The organism is Vibrio sp. RW (assembly GCF_027587105.1).
Lineage (GTDB): Bacteria > Pseudomonadota > Gammaproteobacteria > Enterobacterales > Vibrionaceae > Vibrio > Vibrio toranzoniae.
In genome coordinates this window covers 83,954-102,542 of the sequence record NZ_JAPPTM010000012.1, presented here as the reverse complement: position 1 = coordinate 102,542, position 18,589 = coordinate 83,954, and the positions used below count along the sequence as shown (strand labels likewise).

General features: G+C 44.4%; 17 protein-coding genes, 1 riboswitch and 1 other annotated feature. Of the genes, 6 read left to right on the top strand and 11 right to left on the bottom strand.

All coding sequences use genetic code 11. The features are described from left to right. Positions 1 to 39 precede the first annotated feature (39 nt). The 4 genes from hisC to OCT63_RS12700 form a co-directional block, all read right to left on the bottom strand. On the bottom strand, positions 40 to 1,080 hold the full coding sequence (gene hisC, locus OCT63_RS12715; protein WP_269983844.1) for a histidinol-phosphate transaminase: 1,041 nt from the start codon (positions 1,078 to 1,080) through the stop codon (positions 40 to 42). Between the two features lie 8 nt (positions 1,081 to 1,088). After that, complete coding sequence (gene hisD, locus OCT63_RS12710; RefSeq protein WP_269983843.1) at positions 1,089 to 2,384, bottom strand: histidinol dehydrogenase; 1,296 nt, start codon at positions 2,382 to 2,384, stop codon at positions 1,089 to 1,091. A 5-nt stretch (positions 2,385 to 2,389) separates the two neighbouring features. Then, complete coding sequence (gene hisG, locus OCT63_RS12705; RefSeq protein ID WP_060468032.1) at positions 2,390 to 3,286, bottom strand: ATP phosphoribosyltransferase; 897 nt, start codon at positions 3,284 to 3,286, stop codon at positions 2,390 to 2,392. A gap of 53 nt (positions 3,287 to 3,339) precedes the next feature. Further along, positions 3,340 to 3,475, bottom strand: a sequence feature (His leader region). A 189-nt stretch (positions 3,476 to 3,664) separates the two neighbouring features. Next, positions 3,665 to 5,257 carry a Na+/H+ antiporter NhaC family protein gene (locus OCT63_RS12700; RefSeq protein WP_060468033.1) on the bottom strand — a complete coding sequence of 531 codons (1,593 nt, stop codon included), beginning with the start codon at positions 5,255 to 5,257 and terminating at the stop codon, positions 3,665 to 3,667. A 112-nt stretch (positions 5,258 to 5,369) separates the two neighbouring features. Next, positions 5,370 to 5,547: riboswitch (Lysine riboswitch) on the bottom strand. Positions 5,548 to 5,909: 362 nt separating this feature from the next. On the opposite strand from OCT63_RS12700, the gene OCT63_RS12695 reads away from it, so the two are divergent. Next, entirely contained in the window at positions 5,910 to 6,320 is a 411-nt protein-coding gene (locus tag OCT63_RS12695) for an H-NS family histone-like protein (protein WP_017057063.1), read from the top strand. Positions 6,321 to 6,491: 171 nt separating this feature from the next. Here OCT63_RS12695 and OCT63_RS12690 read toward each other — a convergent pair whose 3' ends face one another. Together OCT63_RS12690 and OCT63_RS12685 are read right to left on the bottom strand one after the other, a co-directional pair. Continuing rightward, a complete protein-coding gene (locus OCT63_RS12690; RefSeq protein WP_017057062.1) occupies positions 6,492 to 7,796 on the bottom strand; it encodes an inosine/guanosine kinase in 1,305 nt (434 codons plus the stop codon). Between the two features lie 102 nt (positions 7,797 to 7,898). After that, positions 7,899 to 8,168 (bottom strand): hypothetical protein, encoded by a 270-nt coding sequence (locus OCT63_RS12685; RefSeq protein ID WP_010439986.1) that lies wholly within the window; start codon positions 8,166 to 8,168, stop codon positions 7,899 to 7,901. 204 nt (positions 8,169 to 8,372) lie between these two features. Between OCT63_RS12685 and mnmA the strand changes: the two genes are divergently transcribed. From mnmA to purB, 3 genes are all read left to right on the top strand, one after another. Next, a complete protein-coding gene (mnmA, locus tag OCT63_RS12680) occupies positions 8,373 to 9,509 on the top strand; it encodes a tRNA 2-thiouridine(34) synthase MnmA (protein ID WP_017060260.1) in 1,137 nt (378 codons plus the stop codon). A 46-nt stretch (positions 9,510 to 9,555) separates the two neighbouring features. Further along, on the top strand, positions 9,556 to 10,173 hold the full coding sequence (gene hflD / locus OCT63_RS12675; protein ID WP_017057060.1) for a high frequency lysogenization protein HflD: 618 nt from the start codon (positions 9,556 to 9,558) through the stop codon (positions 10,171 to 10,173). A gap of 143 nt (positions 10,174 to 10,316) precedes the next feature. Continuing rightward, positions 10,317 to 11,687, top strand: coding sequence for an adenylosuccinate lyase (gene purB, locus OCT63_RS12670; RefSeq protein ID WP_161686086.1), 1,371 nt, complete (start codon positions 10,317 to 10,319; stop codon positions 11,685 to 11,687). A 267-nt stretch (positions 11,688 to 11,954) separates the two neighbouring features. Here purB and htpX read toward each other — a convergent pair whose 3' ends face one another. Beyond that, the gene (htpX, locus tag OCT63_RS12665) at positions 11,955 to 12,818 is read right to left on the bottom strand and encodes a protease HtpX (RefSeq protein ID WP_161686088.1); all 864 of its coding nucleotides are present in this window, start codon (positions 12,816 to 12,818) and stop codon (positions 11,955 to 11,957) included. A gap of 277 nt (positions 12,819 to 13,095) precedes the next feature. Between htpX and OCT63_RS12660 the strand changes: the two genes are divergently transcribed. After that, positions 13,096 to 13,263: a hypothetical protein gene (locus tag OCT63_RS12660; RefSeq protein WP_017057057.1), complete on the top strand. Its 168-nt coding sequence runs from the start codon at positions 13,096 to 13,098 to the stop codon at positions 13,261 to 13,263. 80 nt (positions 13,264 to 13,343) lie between these two features. Here the strand turns inward: OCT63_RS12660 and bioD are convergent, their stop codons facing one another. The 4 genes from bioD to bioB are packed head-to-tail and all read right to left on the bottom strand — an operon-like array spanning position 13,344 to position 17,087. Then, a complete protein-coding gene (gene bioD / locus OCT63_RS12655; protein ID WP_269983842.1) occupies positions 13,344 to 14,027 on the bottom strand; it encodes a dethiobiotin synthase in 684 nt (227 codons plus the stop codon). Continuing rightward, positions 14,024 to 14,827: a malonyl-ACP O-methyltransferase BioC gene (bioC, locus tag OCT63_RS12650; RefSeq protein WP_269983841.1), complete on the bottom strand. Its 804-nt coding sequence runs from the start codon at positions 14,825 to 14,827 to the stop codon at positions 14,024 to 14,026. Before bioC ends, bioD begins: the two co-directional genes overlap by 4 nt. Next, positions 14,828 to 16,048: an 8-amino-7-oxononanoate synthase gene (gene bioF, locus OCT63_RS12645; RefSeq protein ID WP_269983840.1), complete on the bottom strand. Its 1,221-nt coding sequence runs from the start codon at positions 16,046 to 16,048 to the stop codon at positions 14,828 to 14,830. After that, positions 16,035 to 17,087, bottom strand: coding sequence for a biotin synthase BioB (bioB, locus tag OCT63_RS12640; RefSeq protein ID WP_048609384.1), 1,053 nt, complete (start codon positions 17,085 to 17,087; stop codon positions 16,035 to 16,037). The genes bioF and bioB overlap by 14 nt, the downstream gene beginning before the upstream one ends. A 160-nt stretch (positions 17,088 to 17,247) precedes the next feature. On the opposite strand from bioB, the gene bioA reads away from it, so the two are divergent. Further along, the gene (gene bioA / locus OCT63_RS12635) at positions 17,248 to 18,525 is read left to right on the top strand and encodes an adenosylmethionine--8-amino-7-oxononanoate transaminase (RefSeq protein ID WP_269983839.1); all 1,278 of its coding nucleotides are present in this window, start codon (positions 17,248 to 17,250) and stop codon (positions 18,523 to 18,525) included. The last annotated feature ends 64 nt before the right edge of the window (positions 18,526 to 18,589 follow it).

The window sequence follows — 18,589 nt, the reverse complement described above, 5'->3', positions numbered from 1 at the left end:
AAACACAACTGACCAATGCTATTACTGGTAAGCCTTTCGTTACTGAAAAAAGTTACGAATAAATCCGAGTGTCTTTTCGCACTCTTCGCGGTTACCAATACTAATGCGAACACAATCTTCGATTGGCGAGTTACGTAAGATAATGCCAGTGTCCCATGCCGCTTTGAATAGCTCATCGCCATTCGGGAATTTAACCAATAAGTAGTTACCCCAACCATCAAAGACCGTCACTTGAGGCATACTCAATAAACCCGCTTGCAAATACGCTCGGTTAGCACTTAGATCCAAAACTTGGTACTTCGCTCTTGCAAGCCCATGTTCCGAAAGTGCTTGAACAGCAATATCAGCAACTGGGATTGGCACAGGGTATGGCGCAATCACTTTCAATAGAACATCGATCAGTTCTTGATTTGCTAAAGTAAAGCCACAACGTAAACCGGCCAATGCGAAAGCTTTAGAAAGAGTACGTAGAATCGCAAGATTCGGATATTGTTCAAGTAAATCGACGGTTGACGCTTCCGGGCAGAAGTCGATATACGCTTCATCCATTACGACAATCGCTTTATCTTGTGTCATTTCAAGCAGCTTGATGATGTCTTTTCGATTAACCAAATTGCCGGTTGGATTATTTGGACTGCAAACAAACACGACTTTTACGTTGTCTAGTTGCGCTTCAATAGCAGGAAGATCCAATTGCCATTCAGACGTCAAAGGTGCGACTTTACGTTCAACACCAATGGTTTCCGCACTGACTGCGTACATGCCGTAAGTCGGAGGACAGTAAAGGATCGCATCTTCGTTCGGCTCACAGAAAGCACGAATCAGCAACTCAATACCTTCGTCAGCACCACGTGTTGTCAGTGTTTGCTCTGGCGTTACACCTGCATATTGAGCGTAAGCACCAATCAACTCTTTTGGCTGACATTCGCTGTAGCGGTTAAGACGAGACAGATTTAGGTTGTACTCGTTATCAAATGGAGATTCGTTGGCATTCAACCATATATCTCCGCTGCCACCAATTCGTCTTGCAGACAAGTAAGGTGTAAGAGCCTGAACTGCTTTTCTTGCTAACTTTTCCATGCCTGCCCTTAATTCGCTTTATTCAATTTTTCAACTCGGATAGTCACAGCGCGCTTGTGAGCATCCAAACCTTCGGCTTCAGCCATCGTCACGACTGTTGGTGCTAAGCCTTTCAAGCCATCGGCTGTTAGTTCTTGTACTGTCATACGTTTAGAGAAATCCGCTAAACCTAAGCTCGAATACGTTTTGGTGTAACCGTAAGTCGGTAGAACGTGGTTTGTGCCAGATGCATAATCACCTGCAGATTCCGGAGACCAGTCACCGAGGAAGATAGAACCCGCGTTATCCAACAATGGCAGCAATTCACGTGGGTTCTTGGTCTGAACAATCAAGTGCTCAGGCCCGTAGAAGTTAGAAATCGCAATCGCTTGAGTGATCGATTCAGCGATGATAATCAAGCTAGATGCCAATGCTTGTTGAGCAATATTAGCGCGAGATAACTCTTTCAGCTGTTTTTGCACCGCATCGGTTACTTGGTCAGCAACCACTGGAGATGGCGTTACCAGTACAACTTGAGAGTCAGGACCATGTTCCGCTTGGCTCAATAGATCTGCAGCAATAAAGTCTGCATCAGCGGTTTCATCGGCAATCACTAACACTTCTGATGGACCGGCAGGCATATCAATCGCCGCACCACGGAAATCATTACTCACTTGACGCTTCGCTTCCGTTACGTAGGCATTACCTGGGCCGAATATCTTATCAACTTTAGCAACACTCTCAGTACCGTAAGCCATTGCAGCAACGGCTTGACCACCACCGACATTGTAAACTTCATCGATTTTACAAAGCTTAGCGACATACAGTATTTCATCAGCGATTGGCGGAGGTGAACAAAGCACAACCTTCCGACAACCTGCAATTTGAGCGGGTACACCTAACATAAGAACCGTTGAAGGAAGTGGTGCACTGCCACCTGGGATGTAAAGGCCAACAGTATTAATCGCGCGAGTCACTTGCTCACACACCACGCCCGGTTGCGTCTCTACCTTAATCGGTTGAGGCTTTTGAGCTTCGTGGAACTTAACAATATTGCTATAAGCTTGTTCTAGCGCTTGCTTCATTTCTGGTGTTAGACGAGCACACGCCTCTTCGATCTCACCCGAGCTAACTCGAATCGATTCGGGAGTCACACCATCAAACTTCTCAGTCAGTTCTTTAAGCGCAGCATCGCCTTCATTTCGTACTTTTGCAATCACATCAGAAACTGTCGCTGTGATGTTTGCACCTTCAGTAATGGCTGGACGCTCTAATACCGAGTCTTGCTGTGATTCACTTAAAGATTGCCAAACAACGGTTCTCATCGTCGCTACCCCATCATTTTTTCGATTGGTAATACTAGAATCGAGCTTGCACCCAACTCTTTAAGCTGTTCCATAGTTTCCCAGAACAAGTTCTCAGTACTGACTAGGTGAACAGCAACTTTGTCTTTGTCTGTAGATAGAGGAAGAACAGTAGGATCTTCAGCGCCAGGCAGTAGTGCTTTGATTTGCTCTAGTTGAGAGGTTGGCGCGTGAAGCATGATGTACTTCGATTCTTTCGCTTGTTGAACACCCTGCATACGAGTCAATAGTTTTTCAATCAGTGCGGTTTTGTCTGCGTCGAAGTCACCAACACGTTGAATCAGTGTCGCTTTAGATTGGAAGATAGCCTCTGCTTCTTTTAGGCCATTCGCTTCCAGCGTTGCGCCAGTAGAAACTAAATCGGCGATAGCGTCAGCTAAACCTGCGCGAGGAGCAACTTCAACCGAGCCTGTTAGCATACAAGTGCTGAATTCAACCCCCTGCTCGTCCATGTAGGCTTTAAGCAGGTGTGGGTAAGTGGTCGCAATACGTTTTCCTGCTAAATCTTGTGGACCGTTGTATTCTTCGTCTTTGTTGATAGCGATAGAAAGGCGGCAATCACCGAAATCTAAACGACGTAGAGTGCGAAACTCTGATGGCTCTTTTAAAGCAACACGGTCTAGACGAACTTCTTCTAGTTCGTTTTCACCAATGAAGCCTAAATCAACCACACCGTCCATGATAAGACCTGGGATGTCGTCATCACGAACAAGCAGCAAGTCGATTGGCATATTTAGTGAGTGAACCACTAAGCGCTCACCCATGATGTTAAATTTAACACCACATTTTTTTAGTAGCTCTTGGCACTCTTTACTTAAGCGACCTTTCTTTTGAATTGCGATTCTTAGGCGTTGTGTCTGCATTGCTGTATCCCTGTGCAAATATTTGAATTTATTGATTATTTAAAAGCGCTAAAACTAAAAAACCCTCGGAAGACTTTGTCGTCCCGAGGGTTTAAATCTAAATGTTTTGACTTAACCTCCGGGAGAATTCCTGCTCCCGGGTATACGTAAATCTCCCCGAAAGACTAGATAGGGTGATGATGGTGATGAATGTTCATTACTAATTTACGCATACTTAATCGGCTCTTAGGTTGTTTGCTGACTTGTATCCACACTAACTAAGCTGACATCCTTTTTCAACTATTAATTTTAACTTTTTTCACTAAATTTCAAATTCATTCAGCAGGCACAAAAAAGGGAAACCACAGTCTCCCTTTTCACTATTAGATCAAGTGCAGATTAACTTTTGCACTTCGCCATTTTACTACGAGAGAAATAAGCTAATACAAAACACACAAAAACAAATGCTAGAGATGCAGAGCTAAATGCAATAGCAATCGATGCAGTCATACCTAGGGTGATGAAACCGATACACGACACGAGTGCCACAGACAACGCGTAAGGAAGCTGAGTTGCGACGTGATCAATATGGTTACAACGAGCCCCTGTCGAAGAAAGAATCGTTGTATCTGAGATAGGAGAACAATGGTCACCAAATACAGAACCAGCCAGAACCGCACTGAGCATCGGCAGAATTAGCGCGATATCAGATGCTGCAGACATATCACCCGCGATAGGTAACATGATACCGAACGTACCCCAAGAGGTACCTGTTGAGAATGCCATCAGGCCAGCAAGAAGAAACAAGATAACAGGTAGCCAGTGGTAGTCGATGTTGCCCGTCGCTAGAGATGATAAGTACGAACCTGTTTTCATGTCGCCGATTACAGAACCTATTGTCCATGCAAACACAAGAATTAAGATAGCGCCAAACATTGAGCTTGCACCAATCCACATCGTTCTTGCGATGTCAGACATCGATAGCTTCTGCTTGAACACGGTTGCTAACGCAAACAACAAGCCAATAATACCACCATAAACAAGAGACTTACCTACATCAGTGTTTTCGAATGCACCTAGGAGGTTGAATGCTTGGCCATCAGCAGCCAGCGCTTGGCCGCCTGTGTACAGCATTGCGGCAACGGTCGCTACAATTAACGATACGATTGGCATCACTAGATCAGATACAGAACCATTATCGCTCTCTTTAATATCTAGCTCTTCGTTTAGATCATGAGCTTGCTTTTGATCGTTGTCTCCGTCAAAACCGCGGCCTTGAGATGCTTCAATTTCATGTTCACGCATTTTACCTACGTCTAAGCCGAACCATGCAACGGCAAACACCATAAGAAGTGCAAATACCGCATAGAAGTTCATTGGAATAAGACGAACGTAAGCACCCAGAGCAGAATACTCTGTCACACCGTGTGTTACTAAGATGCCACCAATAATAGTAATGATGTACGCACCCCAGCTAGAAGCTGGCATGATCACACACATTGGAGCCGCAGTAGAATCGAGAATATAAGCAAGCTTAGCGCGCGATACATAGAAACGGTCTGTGACAGGACGAGAGATAGCACCTACCGCTAAGCTATTGAAGTAATCATCAACAAAGATGAATACACCTAGGAAAGCAGCAAGTAGTTTTGAACCACGTTTGCTCTTAACACGGGATTGAGCCCACTCAGCGAATGCACGAGTACCGCCAGACAGTGTTAACAGTGCAGTTGTCATTCCAAGAATAATTAGGAATGCGATAATGCTCATGTTCCATGTATTAATACCACCATCTTCGATGAAAACTCCTGAAGCTTTGGTAAACACGTAGCTAGCTGCGTTCCCTACTGAATAGTCAGCAAGTAAAATAGCCCCCATAGCGATACCAACACCCAAAGAAACCAATACACGACGGGTAACAATAGCAAGACTTAAAGCCACAAGTGGAGGAAGCAAAGATAAAGGTGATGTTGCGAAATCTATTAAATTCATGATCTTCAAGAACCAGTTTTTTATTTGGCTAGAGATCTACTGCAGATAAACTTGATACGATTTATCAAGCTCATGTTGAACTAAGCGAAAGGGAAGTGAACACTTCACCCAACCCTACAGTAGCGCTCCATAGTTTAAAATTAAGACTATGGCAGTGTTGTACCTATTGAGCACAACCCCAGCAAATTGCTTAGATATACAATTTACTTCGGCAATTACACCTTTCATTCTCGTTCATTGGCATCACCCCAACGATAACTACTCTTCATAATTGCACCTCTACGTGCGATAACATCATTAACCATTGAAACCAGAGTTTAACAATAAATTAACTGAAGCATCGCATCAGGTAGCCGCAATTGTACCCATCAAAAGCAACAATGCAACATATCATTCCAAGAAAAATAGGGTTTTGTTAGTGACGTAATACCAGAAAATAATCAACATAAGGTTGCTGCTCTACAAGTCACATATCTATTTTTAGATACTCTAATGATTATTAGAAATTCAATAGAGGAATGTATCTCTTCATTTTCAACTATTCATCTCACTTTTATATTTAAATAACCTTTACTAGAAATACTATTTGTTTTATTCCTGTGCTCTGTTTATTATTAGCAGGATTATTTGGTTTACCTTGATGGGAAATATCATGTCTGAATTAACAAAAACTTTATTAAATATCCGCAGCCTTCGTGCATTCTCACGTGAATTAACTCTTGAGCAACTTGAAGAAGCGCTAGACAAGCTAACTATTGTTGTACAAGAGCGTCAAGAATCTGAAGCTGAAGAACGTGCTGCTAAAGCAGAACAAGAAGCTAAGCTTTCTGCTATCGCTGAACAAATTGCAAAAGACGGAATTGATGTTGCCGATCTTATTGCAGCTCTTTCTGGTGAAGCAAAATCTAAAACAACTAAAGCTAAACGCGCTCCTCGCCCAGCGAAATACAAATACGTAGACGCAAACGGCAACGAGAAAACTTGGACAGGTCAAGGCCGTACGCCTTCAGCTATCCAAGAGCAACTAGATGCTGGTAAATCTCTAGAAGAGTTTGCAATCTAGCTAAACCTTCAGTGGGTGACTCACCACACACTCAACAATTGAATTAATATTACAGTCGACCAAAGTATTATTTACGGCTTCAATATATTCAGAAATAAAAAAGGCTTCTTTCGAAGCCTTTTTTTATATTTCAAATTCATCACTAGAAATGGATTTGATAAGTAAAGCGTATTATCTTTCCCAGTAAGCTTCTTCTAGGCTATCTTCTCTTTCAGGAAGACCACGAGATAAACGTGGTGAGTGTTGAACTAACACTTCATAACTAGCACGGTTTGAATATTTACAAACTTGTGAGAAAGAAGAGTACGTCAAGAATGAATGTTGGTGCTTACTTGAATTTGGTACATTTTCTTTATGGTATTTATTTGCCGCCATATCATGTAATAGAGCAGACAACGCCGCATCACCAGCACCATTCGTATTTTTGATCGTTTCTGGGCCACCCATGTAAGGGGCAATATGAGAATAGATCTTAGTCGGGTTCTCACATAAATCTTTATGCGCAGGACGGCTAAATTCAAAACGGTTGAATTCTGCAATTGAACCAGGAAGTAAAGGCAGTGATGTTTCACGCTTTGCTGCATCTTCAGTGTAACCCGCCATGAATAGGCCAACAGGGCCAGCCGTACAGAGAACTAAGTCCACCCACTCTAGCGCTTTGTCTGAGGCAGCAAGCGGATCACTTTCACCGGTTAGGGCTTCCGCTTCATCTTCGTTCATTGCAACAACCGTTACGTGCTGCTCTAAGAAGTCTTTCCAAAATTCAGGATCATCTTGAATAACGAACTTTGTACCTAACGTTAAAACAACGGGCACATCATATTTTTTCGCATATTCAATAGCTTTCATCGTTGCTTCAGGCATAGGATCACCTGGCTTACAACGAACTAAATATGCCGTTAATACTAAAGCAGAAGCACTTTTGAAAATTTTCTCTGGAATACTTTCTGGATTTAATTGGTTCATCTGACCTTCGCTGATTGCGAAAGTACGTTCACCATCTTCTGTAATTAATGCAAAGCAGCGACCAATTGCGCCATCTACCCCTTGTAAGTGGTTCAGATCCATTCTGCTTGATGTATTACATAAATAGCGGTAACCATAGCTACCAATCTTAATATCTTGACTCATTACACCAAGCAGTGTTGAGCGATCATCCGCCAGTACTGAATAGTTGTGTAATGTATTACCAATTGTGCCACCAGCGTACTCATTGGTAATTAGGCAATGTTCTTTTAATTCTTGATATAAAGACTCAGCGGCTTCGTCACCGATAACCAATGAATGCCCTTTACTTAAACCATACTTCTCAATAAGTTCGGAACTCACTTTTGCTTCAATATCCACCAAAGTTTGGTCAATACCGATAATATGAGTGCGTGACATTCTTTTACTACTTTGAGCTTGGCTCACTAGAGGGTCACGTGCGTGAACCGGAAAGTAATGCTTTGATTTACGTTGTCCAGGGAATTTCATAGGGCTAGTCTAAGTCAAGGGGAAATAGGTGGCGGATTCTACCGCGCTATATTTAACGCGGCAATCTTTCAAACTATAGCAAACGTTTGCCGAACTATTTTTTTATTCGCCTTCCATAAAGCTTAGATCAGGCAGCATTCCTAAATGCTCTGCATAACGCTTTTGATTAAACTCTGCACCGTTCTTCATTACATCAAATACTTCAATAGCCAGTGCACATGCCATCGCCGCAATCGCCTCTTCACGAGGAGTGCCTGTCATCATTAAACGCATTAGCGTCTCTTTTACTTTTACAGGTTCGCCATCTTCAAGCTGATTTTCAATAATCTCAATCAACTCTTCTTCTTGCATAAATTCATTTTGTTCAGACATTTTTTATCTCAGGTCTTGGATTTCGAGCGACTATGCCACATATACTTCTGACATCCTAGCGACTCACCTCGCTCTCATGCAATTCTCTAACAAAGTCAGCACACTATTTTGTGCAAATGAAACTGTGATTCCGGTCTCGGATCTGTCACGGCGTTTCTCTTTCTGTTAGAATCTGCGACCAAGTAATAGTAACGGTGTTTAGACATGTCAGATATCAGCTCTGGAAACAGCGAAAAGAAAGTAATTGTCGGTATGTCCGGCGGTGTAGATTCGTCAGTATCGGCGTATCTTCTTCAGCAACAAGGCTATCAGGTAGAAGGCCTTTTCATGAAAAACTGGGAAGAAGATGATAACGAAGAGTACTGCACGGCAGCTGAAGATCTTGCTGATGCTCAAGCGGTATGTGACAAATTAGGTATCCACCTTCACACCATTAACTTTGCTGCAGAGTACTGGGACAACGTATTCGAATACTTCCTTGAAGAATACAAAGCAGGCCGCACGCCTAACCCAGATATCCTTTGTAACAAAGAAATCAAATTCAAAGCATTCTTAGAGTTTGCGGATGAAGTGCTAGACGCAGACTACATCGCGATGGGTCACTACGTTCGTCGTACTTTCCCAACTCAAGAAGAACTAGATGCTGGCGTTAAACCAGAAATGCTACGTGGTCTAGACAGCAACAAAGACCAGAGCTATTTCCTCTATACGCTAAGCTCAGATCAAGTAGCACGCAGCCTATTCCCCGTTGGTGAACTAGAGAAGCCTGAAGTGCGACGTATTGCTGAAGAGCAAGACTTGATCACTGCGAAGAAAAAAGACTCTACAGGTATCTGCTTTATTGGTGAGCGTAAGTTCACTGAATTCCTAGGCAAATACCTACCAGCACAACCGGGTAACATCGAAACGCCAGAAGGCCAAGTGATTGGTCAACACCAAGGCTTGATGTACCACACACTAGGTCAGCGTAAAGGCCTTCATATTGGCGGCACTAAAGGTGGCGGCGGTAACGAAGAGCCATGGTTTGTTGGTGAAAAAGATCTGAAGCGTAATGTTCTGATCGCAGTACAAGGCAAAGATCACCCGCTTCTAAAATCAGAAGGCTTGATCGCATCTCAGCTTCACTGGGTAAATCGCACACCAATTACTGAAGTTATGACATGCACGGTAAAAACACGTTACCGTCAGACCGATATTCCTTGTACAATCATCCCAATTGATGACGAGAACATTAAGGTTATTTTTGACGAACCACAGATCGCAGTGACTCCAGGTCAATCCGCGGTTTTCTACCAAGGCGAAGTATGTCTTGGTGGTGGTATTATCGAAAAGCGCATCTAACTAATCAAACGAACGACAACGATAGAAGACAACTAGGAGTTACTACGTGGCTAATACACTTTATGACCGTACTATTGCTTTCGCCGGGATTTGCCAAGCTGTGGCTTTGGTTCAGCAAGTAGCAAAAGACGGACATTGTGATAAAGATGCCTTCGAAGCTTCACTCAGTGCCATTGTAAATACCAACCCAGCGAATACCGTGGGCGTATTTGGACGTGAAGCGAACCTAAAGCTTGGCCTTGAGTGCTTAGTAAAAGGTATCGATAGTACTCCAGCAGGTAGCGATATCACTCGTTACATCATCAGCTTGATGGCGCTTGAGCGTAAGCTATCTTCTCGCAACGATTCTATGTCTCAGCTTGGTGATCGCATTCAAACTGCAGAGCGCCAAACTGAACACTTTGATCTGTTTGACGAGCAAATGATCAGCAACCTTGCGAGCATCTACCTTGATGTTGTCAGCCCTATCGGCCCACGCATTCAGGTTTCTGGTACACCGGCTGTACTTCAACAGACATCGAGCCAACATAAGGTTCGCGCACTGCTTCTATCAGGGATTCGAAGCGCTGTGTTATGGCGTCAAGTTGGCGGCAAGCGTCGCCACCTTATCTTCGGTCGCAAGAAGATGATCGAGCAGGCTCAAATCCTACTAGCTCGAATGTAATTTATTAGCTCGCGCCTCGTCGCGAGCTTGTTTTTTGTATCAACACAACTCTCACGCAAACGATTGCGCAATGTGCGTGACAATTGAGATTGTTACTGGTATAAACCTCTCAAAATTTAGAAAACTCAATTCAGGAGAACACCATGGAACTGTCAGCATTGACTGCTGTTTCACCAGTAGACGGCCGTTACGGAAGTAAGACTATTGCATTACGCAGCATCTTTAGTGAGTTTGGACTGCTAAAGTACCGCTCTATCGTTGAAATTCGTTGGTTACAAAAGCTTGCAGCTACTGATGCAATCAAAGAAGTACCAGCGTTCAGTGCAGAAGCTAACCAGTTTCTTGATGAATTAGCCGCTAACTTCAGCGAAGAAGACGCTCTTCGTATCAAAGAGATCGAGCGCACAACAAACCACGACGTAAAAGCGGTTGAGTACTTCTTGAAAGAGAAAGTTGCGGGCGTTCCTGAGCTTCACGCAGTTAACGAATTCATTCACTTTGCATGTACTTCTGAAGACATCAACAACACATCTCACGCGCTGATGCTTAAAGAAGCTCGTGACACAGTGATTCTTCCAGAAATTCGTAACGTAATTGATGCTATCAAAGCACTTGCGAACGAGTACCGTGACATTCCTCTACTGTCTCGTACACACGGTCAGCCAGCTTCTCCTTCTACTATGGGTAAAGAGATGGCTAACGTTGCGTACCGTATGGAACGTCAATACAAGCAAATCGAAAGCGTTGAGATCCTAGCGAAAATCAACGGCGCGGTAGGTAACTACAACGCACACCTTTCTGCATACCCAGAAGTTGAATGGCACCAGTTCAGCGAAGAGTTCATCACTGAATCTCTTGGCGTAACTTGGAACCCATACACAACTCAAATCGAACCTCACGATTATATCGCTGAGCTGTTTGATGCTGTTGCTCGTTTCAACACGATTCTTCTAGACTTCGACCGTGACGTTTGGGGCTACATCGCTCTTGGTCACTTCAAGCAGAAGACTATTGCTGGCGAAATCGGTTCTTCGACAATGCCGCATAAAGTTAACCCAATTGACTTCGAGAACTCTGAAGGCAACCTTGGTCTAGCTAACGCTGTATTTGGCCACCTAGCACAGAAACTTCCGGTCTCTCGCTGGCAACGTGACCTAACTGACTCTACGGTTCTTCGTAACCTAGGTGTTGGTGTTGGCTACGCAATCATTGCATACACTTCAACTCTGAAAGGTATTAGCAAGCTAGAAGTTAACCGTGAAGCGCTACTTGCTGAGCTAGACAAGAACTGGGAAGTACTAGCAGAACCAGTACAAACAGTAATGCGTCGTTACGGCATCGAGAAGCCATACGAGAAGCTTAAAGAGCTAACTCGTGGTAAGCGTGTAGACGGCGAAGGCATGCGTGCATTCATCGACGGTCTAGAGATTCCTGAAGACGAAAAAGTTCGTCTGAAAGAGATGACTCCAGCAAACTACATCGGTCAAGCAATCGAGCTAACTGACAAGCTGTAAGATTCGAATTTCGAATCGCAGAATAGACTAAGGCTTCCCATGTGGAGGCCTTTTTGTTGCGCGCAATAAAGTGTATCGATACAAGAACCGTCGGCAAAAGAACAAGTACTCCCTCTTAGTTCCCTACTCACATCAGTCCATTCACGCCACCACCAAACACGCATACCTCAGGAACTTGCTGTCTTAGATACCAAGATCAAAAAAGGCCTCCCGAGGGAAACCTTTAGATTTATCTTATCGACTAGCGATGGCTAATCATATTAGAAATTACAGATTACGTAGAGACGCAATACGCTTATCTAGTGGTGGGTGGCTCATTAGCAGCTCAGTAAGAGACTTCTTACCGTTGATACCAAACGCCATCATAGAACCTTCTAGTTGTGGTTCGTGGCTCACCTTTAGACGCTCTAGCGCGGCAATCATCTTCTCTTTACCCACTAGGTTCGCTGCACCTGCATCGGCATGGAATTCACGATGACGGCTGTACCACATCGTAATGAAGCTTGCCAAGAAACCAAACACCAATTCCAACACCATAGACACACCGAAGTACACCATCATATTGCTGCCACCCTCTTCTTCGCTGTCATTCGACGCAACAATGTTGGCGATAAAACGAGATAAGAAGATAACGAACGTGTTCACGACACCTTGCATTAGCGTCATTGTCACCATGTCGCCGTTTGCTATGTGGCTCACTTCGTGCGCTAATACAGCTTCAGCTTCATCACGCGTCATGTTGTGTAGCAAGCCTGTTGATACCGCTACCAATGAATCATCACGCTTAGCACCCGTTGCGAATGCGTTGATGTCTGGCGAATCGTAGATCGCCACTGTTGGCATACCAATACCAACTTGTTGAGCTTGACGGCTTACCGTCTTCATCAACCAATGTTCTGTTTCATTACGTGGGCTTTCAATGACCATGCCGCCTACTGAGCGTAGCGCCATTTTCTTTGACATCATCAATGAAATAAATGAGCCGCCAAAACCAAATACCGCAGCCATTAACAACAAGCCTGAGAGGCTTCCTGGTTGCATACCTGTGACTGCGTATACAATATTAAGAACAACACTTAGTACCAATACAACCGCAAGGTTGGTTGCAAGGAACAACATTACTCGCTTCATTACTTATCTCCGCATGAAAGCTGTTTTTATAAAACTTATTGTTATAGACAAGGCAGACAGCAATATATTTCAACCTTGAAGACTTATACTTACTTATACATATAGTCTTAGATTAAGAAAACAAGGTTAAGCATTAAATTGCAACATTTGATTACGAAGCTGCATTCGGATTGCTCGCATTCTATTAGACCTAAGTCGTATGGCATCAATATAACAATCCGTTTACAGTGGCTTCAGATGATTTATTGGCTTGTCCATGTACAACAAGGGAACAATCATGGTTGAAGGTACTAACACTCAAATGGCTATTGATTTACTGTGCTGTCACCTAGGGATTACTGAAGAAGAAGCAAAGAAACAGATCGGTATTCTTACGCCACAAGCAGCGCAAACCAATATAACAGAGACACAACAAGCGCTAATGGGACTGACAAAAGAGCATTAACCCCAAGCTTCTACATAGGCTTAAAATAGCAAAAGGGCTGCAATCGCAGCCCTTTTCTTGTTTCACGTATAGCTTGAGAATTAAAGCTCAAGCAATGGCTGTACATTAATGTACTTACCAATATTCTTAGACTTCGCTTTTGGTACGTAAGGGATCTCACCTAACTTTGGCGCACCAAGCTTATCTTCAAGCATCGCAATAATATCAGCGTAATGTTCAGTGCCTGGGTTAATGCGGTTTGCTACCCAACCGACTAGGTTTAGACCATCTGCACGAATCGCTTCTGCGGTTAATAGAGCGTGGCTCAAACAACCCAGCTTAATACCTACCGTCAATACAACGGGAAGCTGCTCTTTCTTGACCCAGCTAGACAAGTATTCGTCATCTGAAACAGGCACACGCCAGCCACCCGCACCTTCCACTAGAACGATGTCAGAGTTTTGCTTATGCTCGTCTAGTTTCGCTGATAATATCGCTTCATCAATCACGACACCGTCATGTTTAGCTGCGATGTGAGGTGATGATGGTAGTAGCAACGCGTACGGGTTAACGTCTTCGTAAGCAATGTCTTGTGTCGCCGCTTCTTGAAGATGCAGCGCATCACTGTTACGTAACCCTTCAGGGTATTGTTCACACCCTGCAGCAACTGGCTTGTAGCCAATTGTTGATAAATCTTGTGCGGCCAAAGCTTGAAGAATCGCTTTTGAAACCACAGTTTTTCCCACTTCGGTATCCGTACCTGCAATGAATAATGCATCAATCATAATTGAATAACCCCTAAACAAACTTGATATGTTGCTGGTAAGAAACCTTGATGGTTTTTGAACTCTCGATATTCCCGTTCAACAAGCTGCAACATTCGGCGACTTGTTAAACCTTGTGAGCGACCACTTACGTGATTAGCGCCGATACCTTTAAGGTCGCGCATCAGTTCAAACGCAGTGTCGTACCAAACGGTGATGGTGGGCAAGTCTAGTTGATGAGCAGTACAGCTAGATTGCGCTAACGCAATTTTTACCTGATTGATTGTAATAAAATGGTTAACGTGTTGATGTGCGTCAATTTTGGACCATGACTTTTCCAGTTCAAACAGTGACCCATCAAGCAAAGTTGAGAAAATCACACGTCCACCAACCGCTGTAACACGCTTCATCTCTTTCAAAGGCGACGATAAATCGTCACACCATTGCAACGCTAAGCTCGAAAAAACGACATCAAAACATCCATCTTCAAACGGCAATTGTTCAGCGTCAGCTTGTTGATATAAAGAGACCGATGAGCCGCAGCGTTGTTCTGCCGCTTTTAACATTCCAATAGATAGGTCAGCACACACTACCTCAGCACCACGCTTCGCTATCTGTTCGGAGAAATAACCCGTACCACACCCTAAATCGAGTACCTTTAAACCTGAGAGGTCGGTTGGTAACTTATCCAGTAGTCGATGGCCAACATCGCGCTGAAACTCAGCGTGTTTGTCATAGGTTGTTGCTGCTTTACCGAAAGCTTCGGCAATCGCACTCTTATCTTGGCCTACGTAATTATGCACGACTGCTTCTTGTGACATTTACTGAGCCTCATTATTTATTTCGGTGTTAGTTTCGCTATTCGACTCAAAGCTTGATTCACTTGATTGAACGTTTCTTTCCACTGCTTGACGTAACGAACCAGTTAATTGAAGAATCTGCTTTTGAGTGTGACTGGCGGTTAACGTAATACGCAGACGCGCCGTCCCGGTCGGAACCGTGGGTGGCCTTATCGCCGTTACCCAAACTTTGTTACGCTTCAACTCTTCGGCAATAGATAAGGCAGCTTGAGCATCGCCAATCACAAACGGCTTAATCGGAGTCTGAGTATCAATGAAACCTGTTACACCACTCATCTGCTCTTTATAGAGAGCTCCTAACTCAGTTAACTTCTCACGACGCCACTCTTGCGTCTGAATCATCTGGCACGCATGCGACAAAGCCACCGCTTGTGAAGGTGGCATCGCCGTCGAGTACACATGATGGCGAGCAAACTGAGTTAAGTAATCACCCACTTCTGACGAACACAAAATCGCAGCACCAGATAGGCCAAATGCTTTACCAAAGGTCACCACCAAAATATCGGGGGAGATTTGTGCCGCACTGCAGCTCCCTGCCCCTTTATCACCTAATACGCCAATACCATGGGCATCATCAACCGCCAACCAACTGTCGTATTGATGAGTCAGGTTAGATATTTGATTGAGGGGAGCCTGGTCGCCATCCATGCTGAACACGCCTTCCGTCACAACCAAGGATTGTGGAGAACGGCTCAGCAGCGACTCTAGATGTTGCGTGTCGTTATGCTTAAAGCGTTTCATTGTTGCAGGAGAAAGCATCCCCGCTTCCATCAAAGAAGCGTGGTTAAGTTTGTCTTGCAGTAATGAGTCGTCTTTTTCGAGCAGAGAAAACAACAAGGCTTGATTAGCACTAAAACCAGAGCTAAACAGAATGGCACGTTCGAAGCCAAGCCATTCACACAGCAGAGCCTCTAAGTTTCGATGAGCTGGACTAAAACCAATAACCAATGGCGATGCCGCACTTCCAGCACCATATTGGGAAAGACCTGTTTGCCATGCATCGACCAGTTCAGGATCGTTCGCCAGACCTAAATAATCATTACTCGAAAAATTGATGAAACTAGAACCTTCGCTATTGAGCAAAGGACTATTGCTGTTTTCTAGCACCTTGAGTTGACGAGTCAACCCTTGCTCATGGCGATGAACAAGGGCTTCTTTAATGCGAGCTTTAAACAGTGGCATCGTAGAACATGTCATCTTTAGTTGGACGAGCCGCAACGCGCTCCACCACTTGATCTAACAGTTCGTTTTCTTGAATTTCGTCTGGCTTTTGAGCCACTTCTTGGCTGTTGATACCCAGCTTCTTAAACAACTGCATATCCGTGTCTTCATCAGGGTTTGGCGTCGTCAGTAGCTTACAACCGTAGAAGATAGAGTTCGCACCCGCCATGAAACACATCGCCTGCATCTGTTCGTTCATGTTCTCACGGCCTGCAGATAAACGAACCGCAGACATAGGCATCATGATACGAGCAATCGCAATCAGCTTAATGAAGTCGAAAGACTCAACATCATCGACGTTTTCCATCGGTGTGCCTTTCACTTTTACAAGCATGTTGATTGGCACACTTTCTGGGTGTACTGGAAGGTTCGCCAGCTCTACAAGAAGGCCTGCTCGGTCATTGGTGCTTTCGCCCATACCGATGATGCCACCAGAACAGATCTTCATTCCGGCATCACGCACGTGAGACAACGTGTCTAAACGATCTTGGTAAGTACGAGTGGTAATAATGCTGCCGTAGAACTCTGGAGACGTATCAAGGTTATGGTTGTAGTAGTCCAAACCTGCGTCTGCTAGCTCACCTGCTTGATCCGGCGTCAACATACCCAGTGTCATACAGGTTTCTAGACCCATGCCTTTCACACCTTTGATCATGTCAGTCAGGTGAGGCATATCGCGTTCTTTCGGGTTTTTCCATGCCGCGCCCATACAGAAGCGAGTTGAGCCCGCATTCTTGGCTTTTTGCGCCGCATCCAAAACACGCTCAACTTCCATTAAGCGTTCTTTGTCGACATCAGTTCGGTAGTGAGCACTTTGAGGACAGTACTTACAATCTTCAGGACAAGCACCTGTCTTTATCGATAAAAGCGTACTCACCTGCACGTGGTTGTGCTCTTGGTACTGTCTATGAACGACTTGAGCTTCAAACATTAAATCCATAAACGGTTTTTCAAGCAGCGCTGTTACTTCAGCAACTGTCCAGTCATGACGAACTTCCACGTGTCGATCCTTTTTTATTTTTTTGATGTTACAACTCTGTGTCTAGAGTTTGCATTTATGCTTGGCTAGTCTACCGACAAGCTTTAGACTGTCAACACATTGATAATATCAAAAGTTTACATTTGGTTATTTTCTAATCACACCAAGAATGGAAGTTACTATGGATCTCGCCTTTGATCGCCAGCATATCTGGCATCCCTACACATCAACGTTAACACCTCTGACCTGCTACCCAGTCACCAATGCAGACGGTGTTTACTTAGAATTAGAAGGCGGAAAACGAATTATTGATGGCATGTCGTCTTGGTGGTCAACCATTCACGGCTACAATCATCCAGCTCTGAATGCCGCTGCTCATAGCCAAATCGATAAGGTTTCACACGTTATGTTTGGTGGTATCACCCATCAGCCTGCCATCGATTTATGTAAGAAGCTTCTCAACCTAGCACCAAGTAATCTTGAACATGTATTCTTGGCTGATTCAGGCTCAGTCGCCGTAGAAGTTAGCCTCAAGATGGCGCTTCAATACTGGCATGCCAAAGGAGAACCTCGTTCGAAGTTCCTCACACTCAGGGATGGCTACCACGGTGATACCTTTGCAGCGATGTCAGTGACCGACCCAGATAATTCAATGCACAGCCTCTACAAAGGCTTTTTGCCTGAGCACATTTTTGCAGATTCACCGAAAACAGGCTTTTGGGATCAATGGGACGCTAACGACATAAACAGCTTCCGTGAAAAGCTAGCAACACATCATCAAGACGTCGCAGCCGTGATCTTGGAGCCGATCGTTCAAGGCGCTGGCGGTATGCGTATCTACCACCCTGAATTTCTGAAACAGGTGCGATTGCTGTGTGATGAATTTAACGTATTGCTTATTTTGGATGAGATTGCGACCGGATTTGGCCGCACAGGGAAACTGTTCGCGTGTGAACATGCCGACATTCAACCGGACATTCTATGTTTAGGCAAAGCGCTGACTGGCGGCTACATGACGCTGTCAGCAACGCTGGCGAGCAAAGAAGTCGCTGATACGGTATGTGGCGGTGAAGCGGGCTGCTTTATGCACGGACCAACCTTTATGGGGAACCCATTAGCTTGTGCCGTGGGTGCGGCAAGTTTATCCATCATAGAGCAAGGCCATTGGCAAAATCAGACTCAACAGATTGAACTGCTCTTTTCTGAGTTACTGCCACCTCTGCTGGAGCATGATCTGGTTAAAGACGTTCGCTGGTTGGGCGCAATTGGCGTTGTTGAAACTCACACGCCTGTCGATATGGAAATAATCCAAGCCCACTTTGTTGAACAAGGTGTTTGGATACGCCCGTTTGGCAGGTTGATTTATATGATGCCTCCTTTCATTAGCAAGCCTGAGCACATCGAACAACTTGTTTGCGCCATTGATAGCGCATTAAAAGATAGCCACTGCTTTACTTAACTCATGCAGGTCGCGTCTTATACGTATACCTTTATCTTATCGCAAATAAAAAACCCAGCCGAAT

Bases quoted from the DNA above. Each gene is read 5' to 3' on its own strand.
- bioD (WP_269983842.1), bottom strand. From the start codon at position 14,027: ATGATTGATGCATTATTCATTGCAGGTACGGATACCGAAGTGGGAAAA.
- hisG (WP_060468032.1), bottom strand. From the start codon at position 3,286: ATGCAGACACAACGCCTAAGAATCGCAATTCAAAAGAAAGGTCGCTTA.
- hisD (WP_269983843.1), bottom strand. From the start codon at position 2,384: ATGAGAACCGTTGTTTGGCAATCTTTAAGTGAATCACAGCAAGACTCG.
- OCT63_RS12700 (WP_060468033.1), bottom strand. From the start codon at position 5,257: ATGAATTTAATAGATTTCGCAACATCACCTTTATCTTTGCTTCCTCCA.
- hisC (WP_269983844.1), bottom strand. From the start codon at position 1,080: ATGGAAAAGTTAGCAAGAAAAGCAGTTCAGGCTCTTACACCTTACTTG.
- mnmA (WP_017060260.1), top strand. From the start codon at position 8,373: ATGTCAGATATCAGCTCTGGAAACAGCGAAAAGAAAGTAATTGTCGGT.
- OCT63_RS12685 (WP_010439986.1), bottom strand. From the start codon at position 8,168: ATGTCTGAACAAAATGAATTTATGCAAGAAGAAGAGTTGATTGAGATT.
- bioF (WP_269983840.1), bottom strand. From the start codon at position 16,048: ATGCCACTGTTTAAAGCTCGCATTAAAGAAGCCCTTGTTCATCGCCAT.
- purB (WP_161686086.1), top strand. From the start codon at position 10,317: ATGGAACTGTCAGCATTGACTGCTGTTTCACCAGTAGACGGCCGTTAC.
- bioA (WP_269983839.1), top strand. From the start codon at position 17,248: ATGGATCTCGCCTTTGATCGCCAGCATATCTGGCATCCCTACACATCA.
- htpX (WP_161686088.1), bottom strand. From the start codon at position 12,818: ATGAAGCGAGTAATGTTGTTCCTTGCAACCAACCTTGCGGTTGTATTG.
- OCT63_RS12690 (WP_017057062.1), bottom strand. From the start codon at position 7,796: ATGAAATTCCCTGGACAACGTAAATCAAAGCATTACTTTCCGGTTCAC.
- OCT63_RS12695 (WP_017057063.1), top strand. From the start codon at position 5,910: ATGTCTGAATTAACAAAAACTTTATTAAATATCCGCAGCCTTCGTGCA.
- OCT63_RS12660 (WP_017057057.1), top strand. From the start codon at position 13,096: ATGGTTGAAGGTACTAACACTCAAATGGCTATTGATTTACTGTGCTGT.
- bioC (WP_269983841.1), bottom strand. From the start codon at position 14,827: ATGTCACAAGAAGCAGTCGTGCATAATTACGTAGGCCAAGATAAGAGT.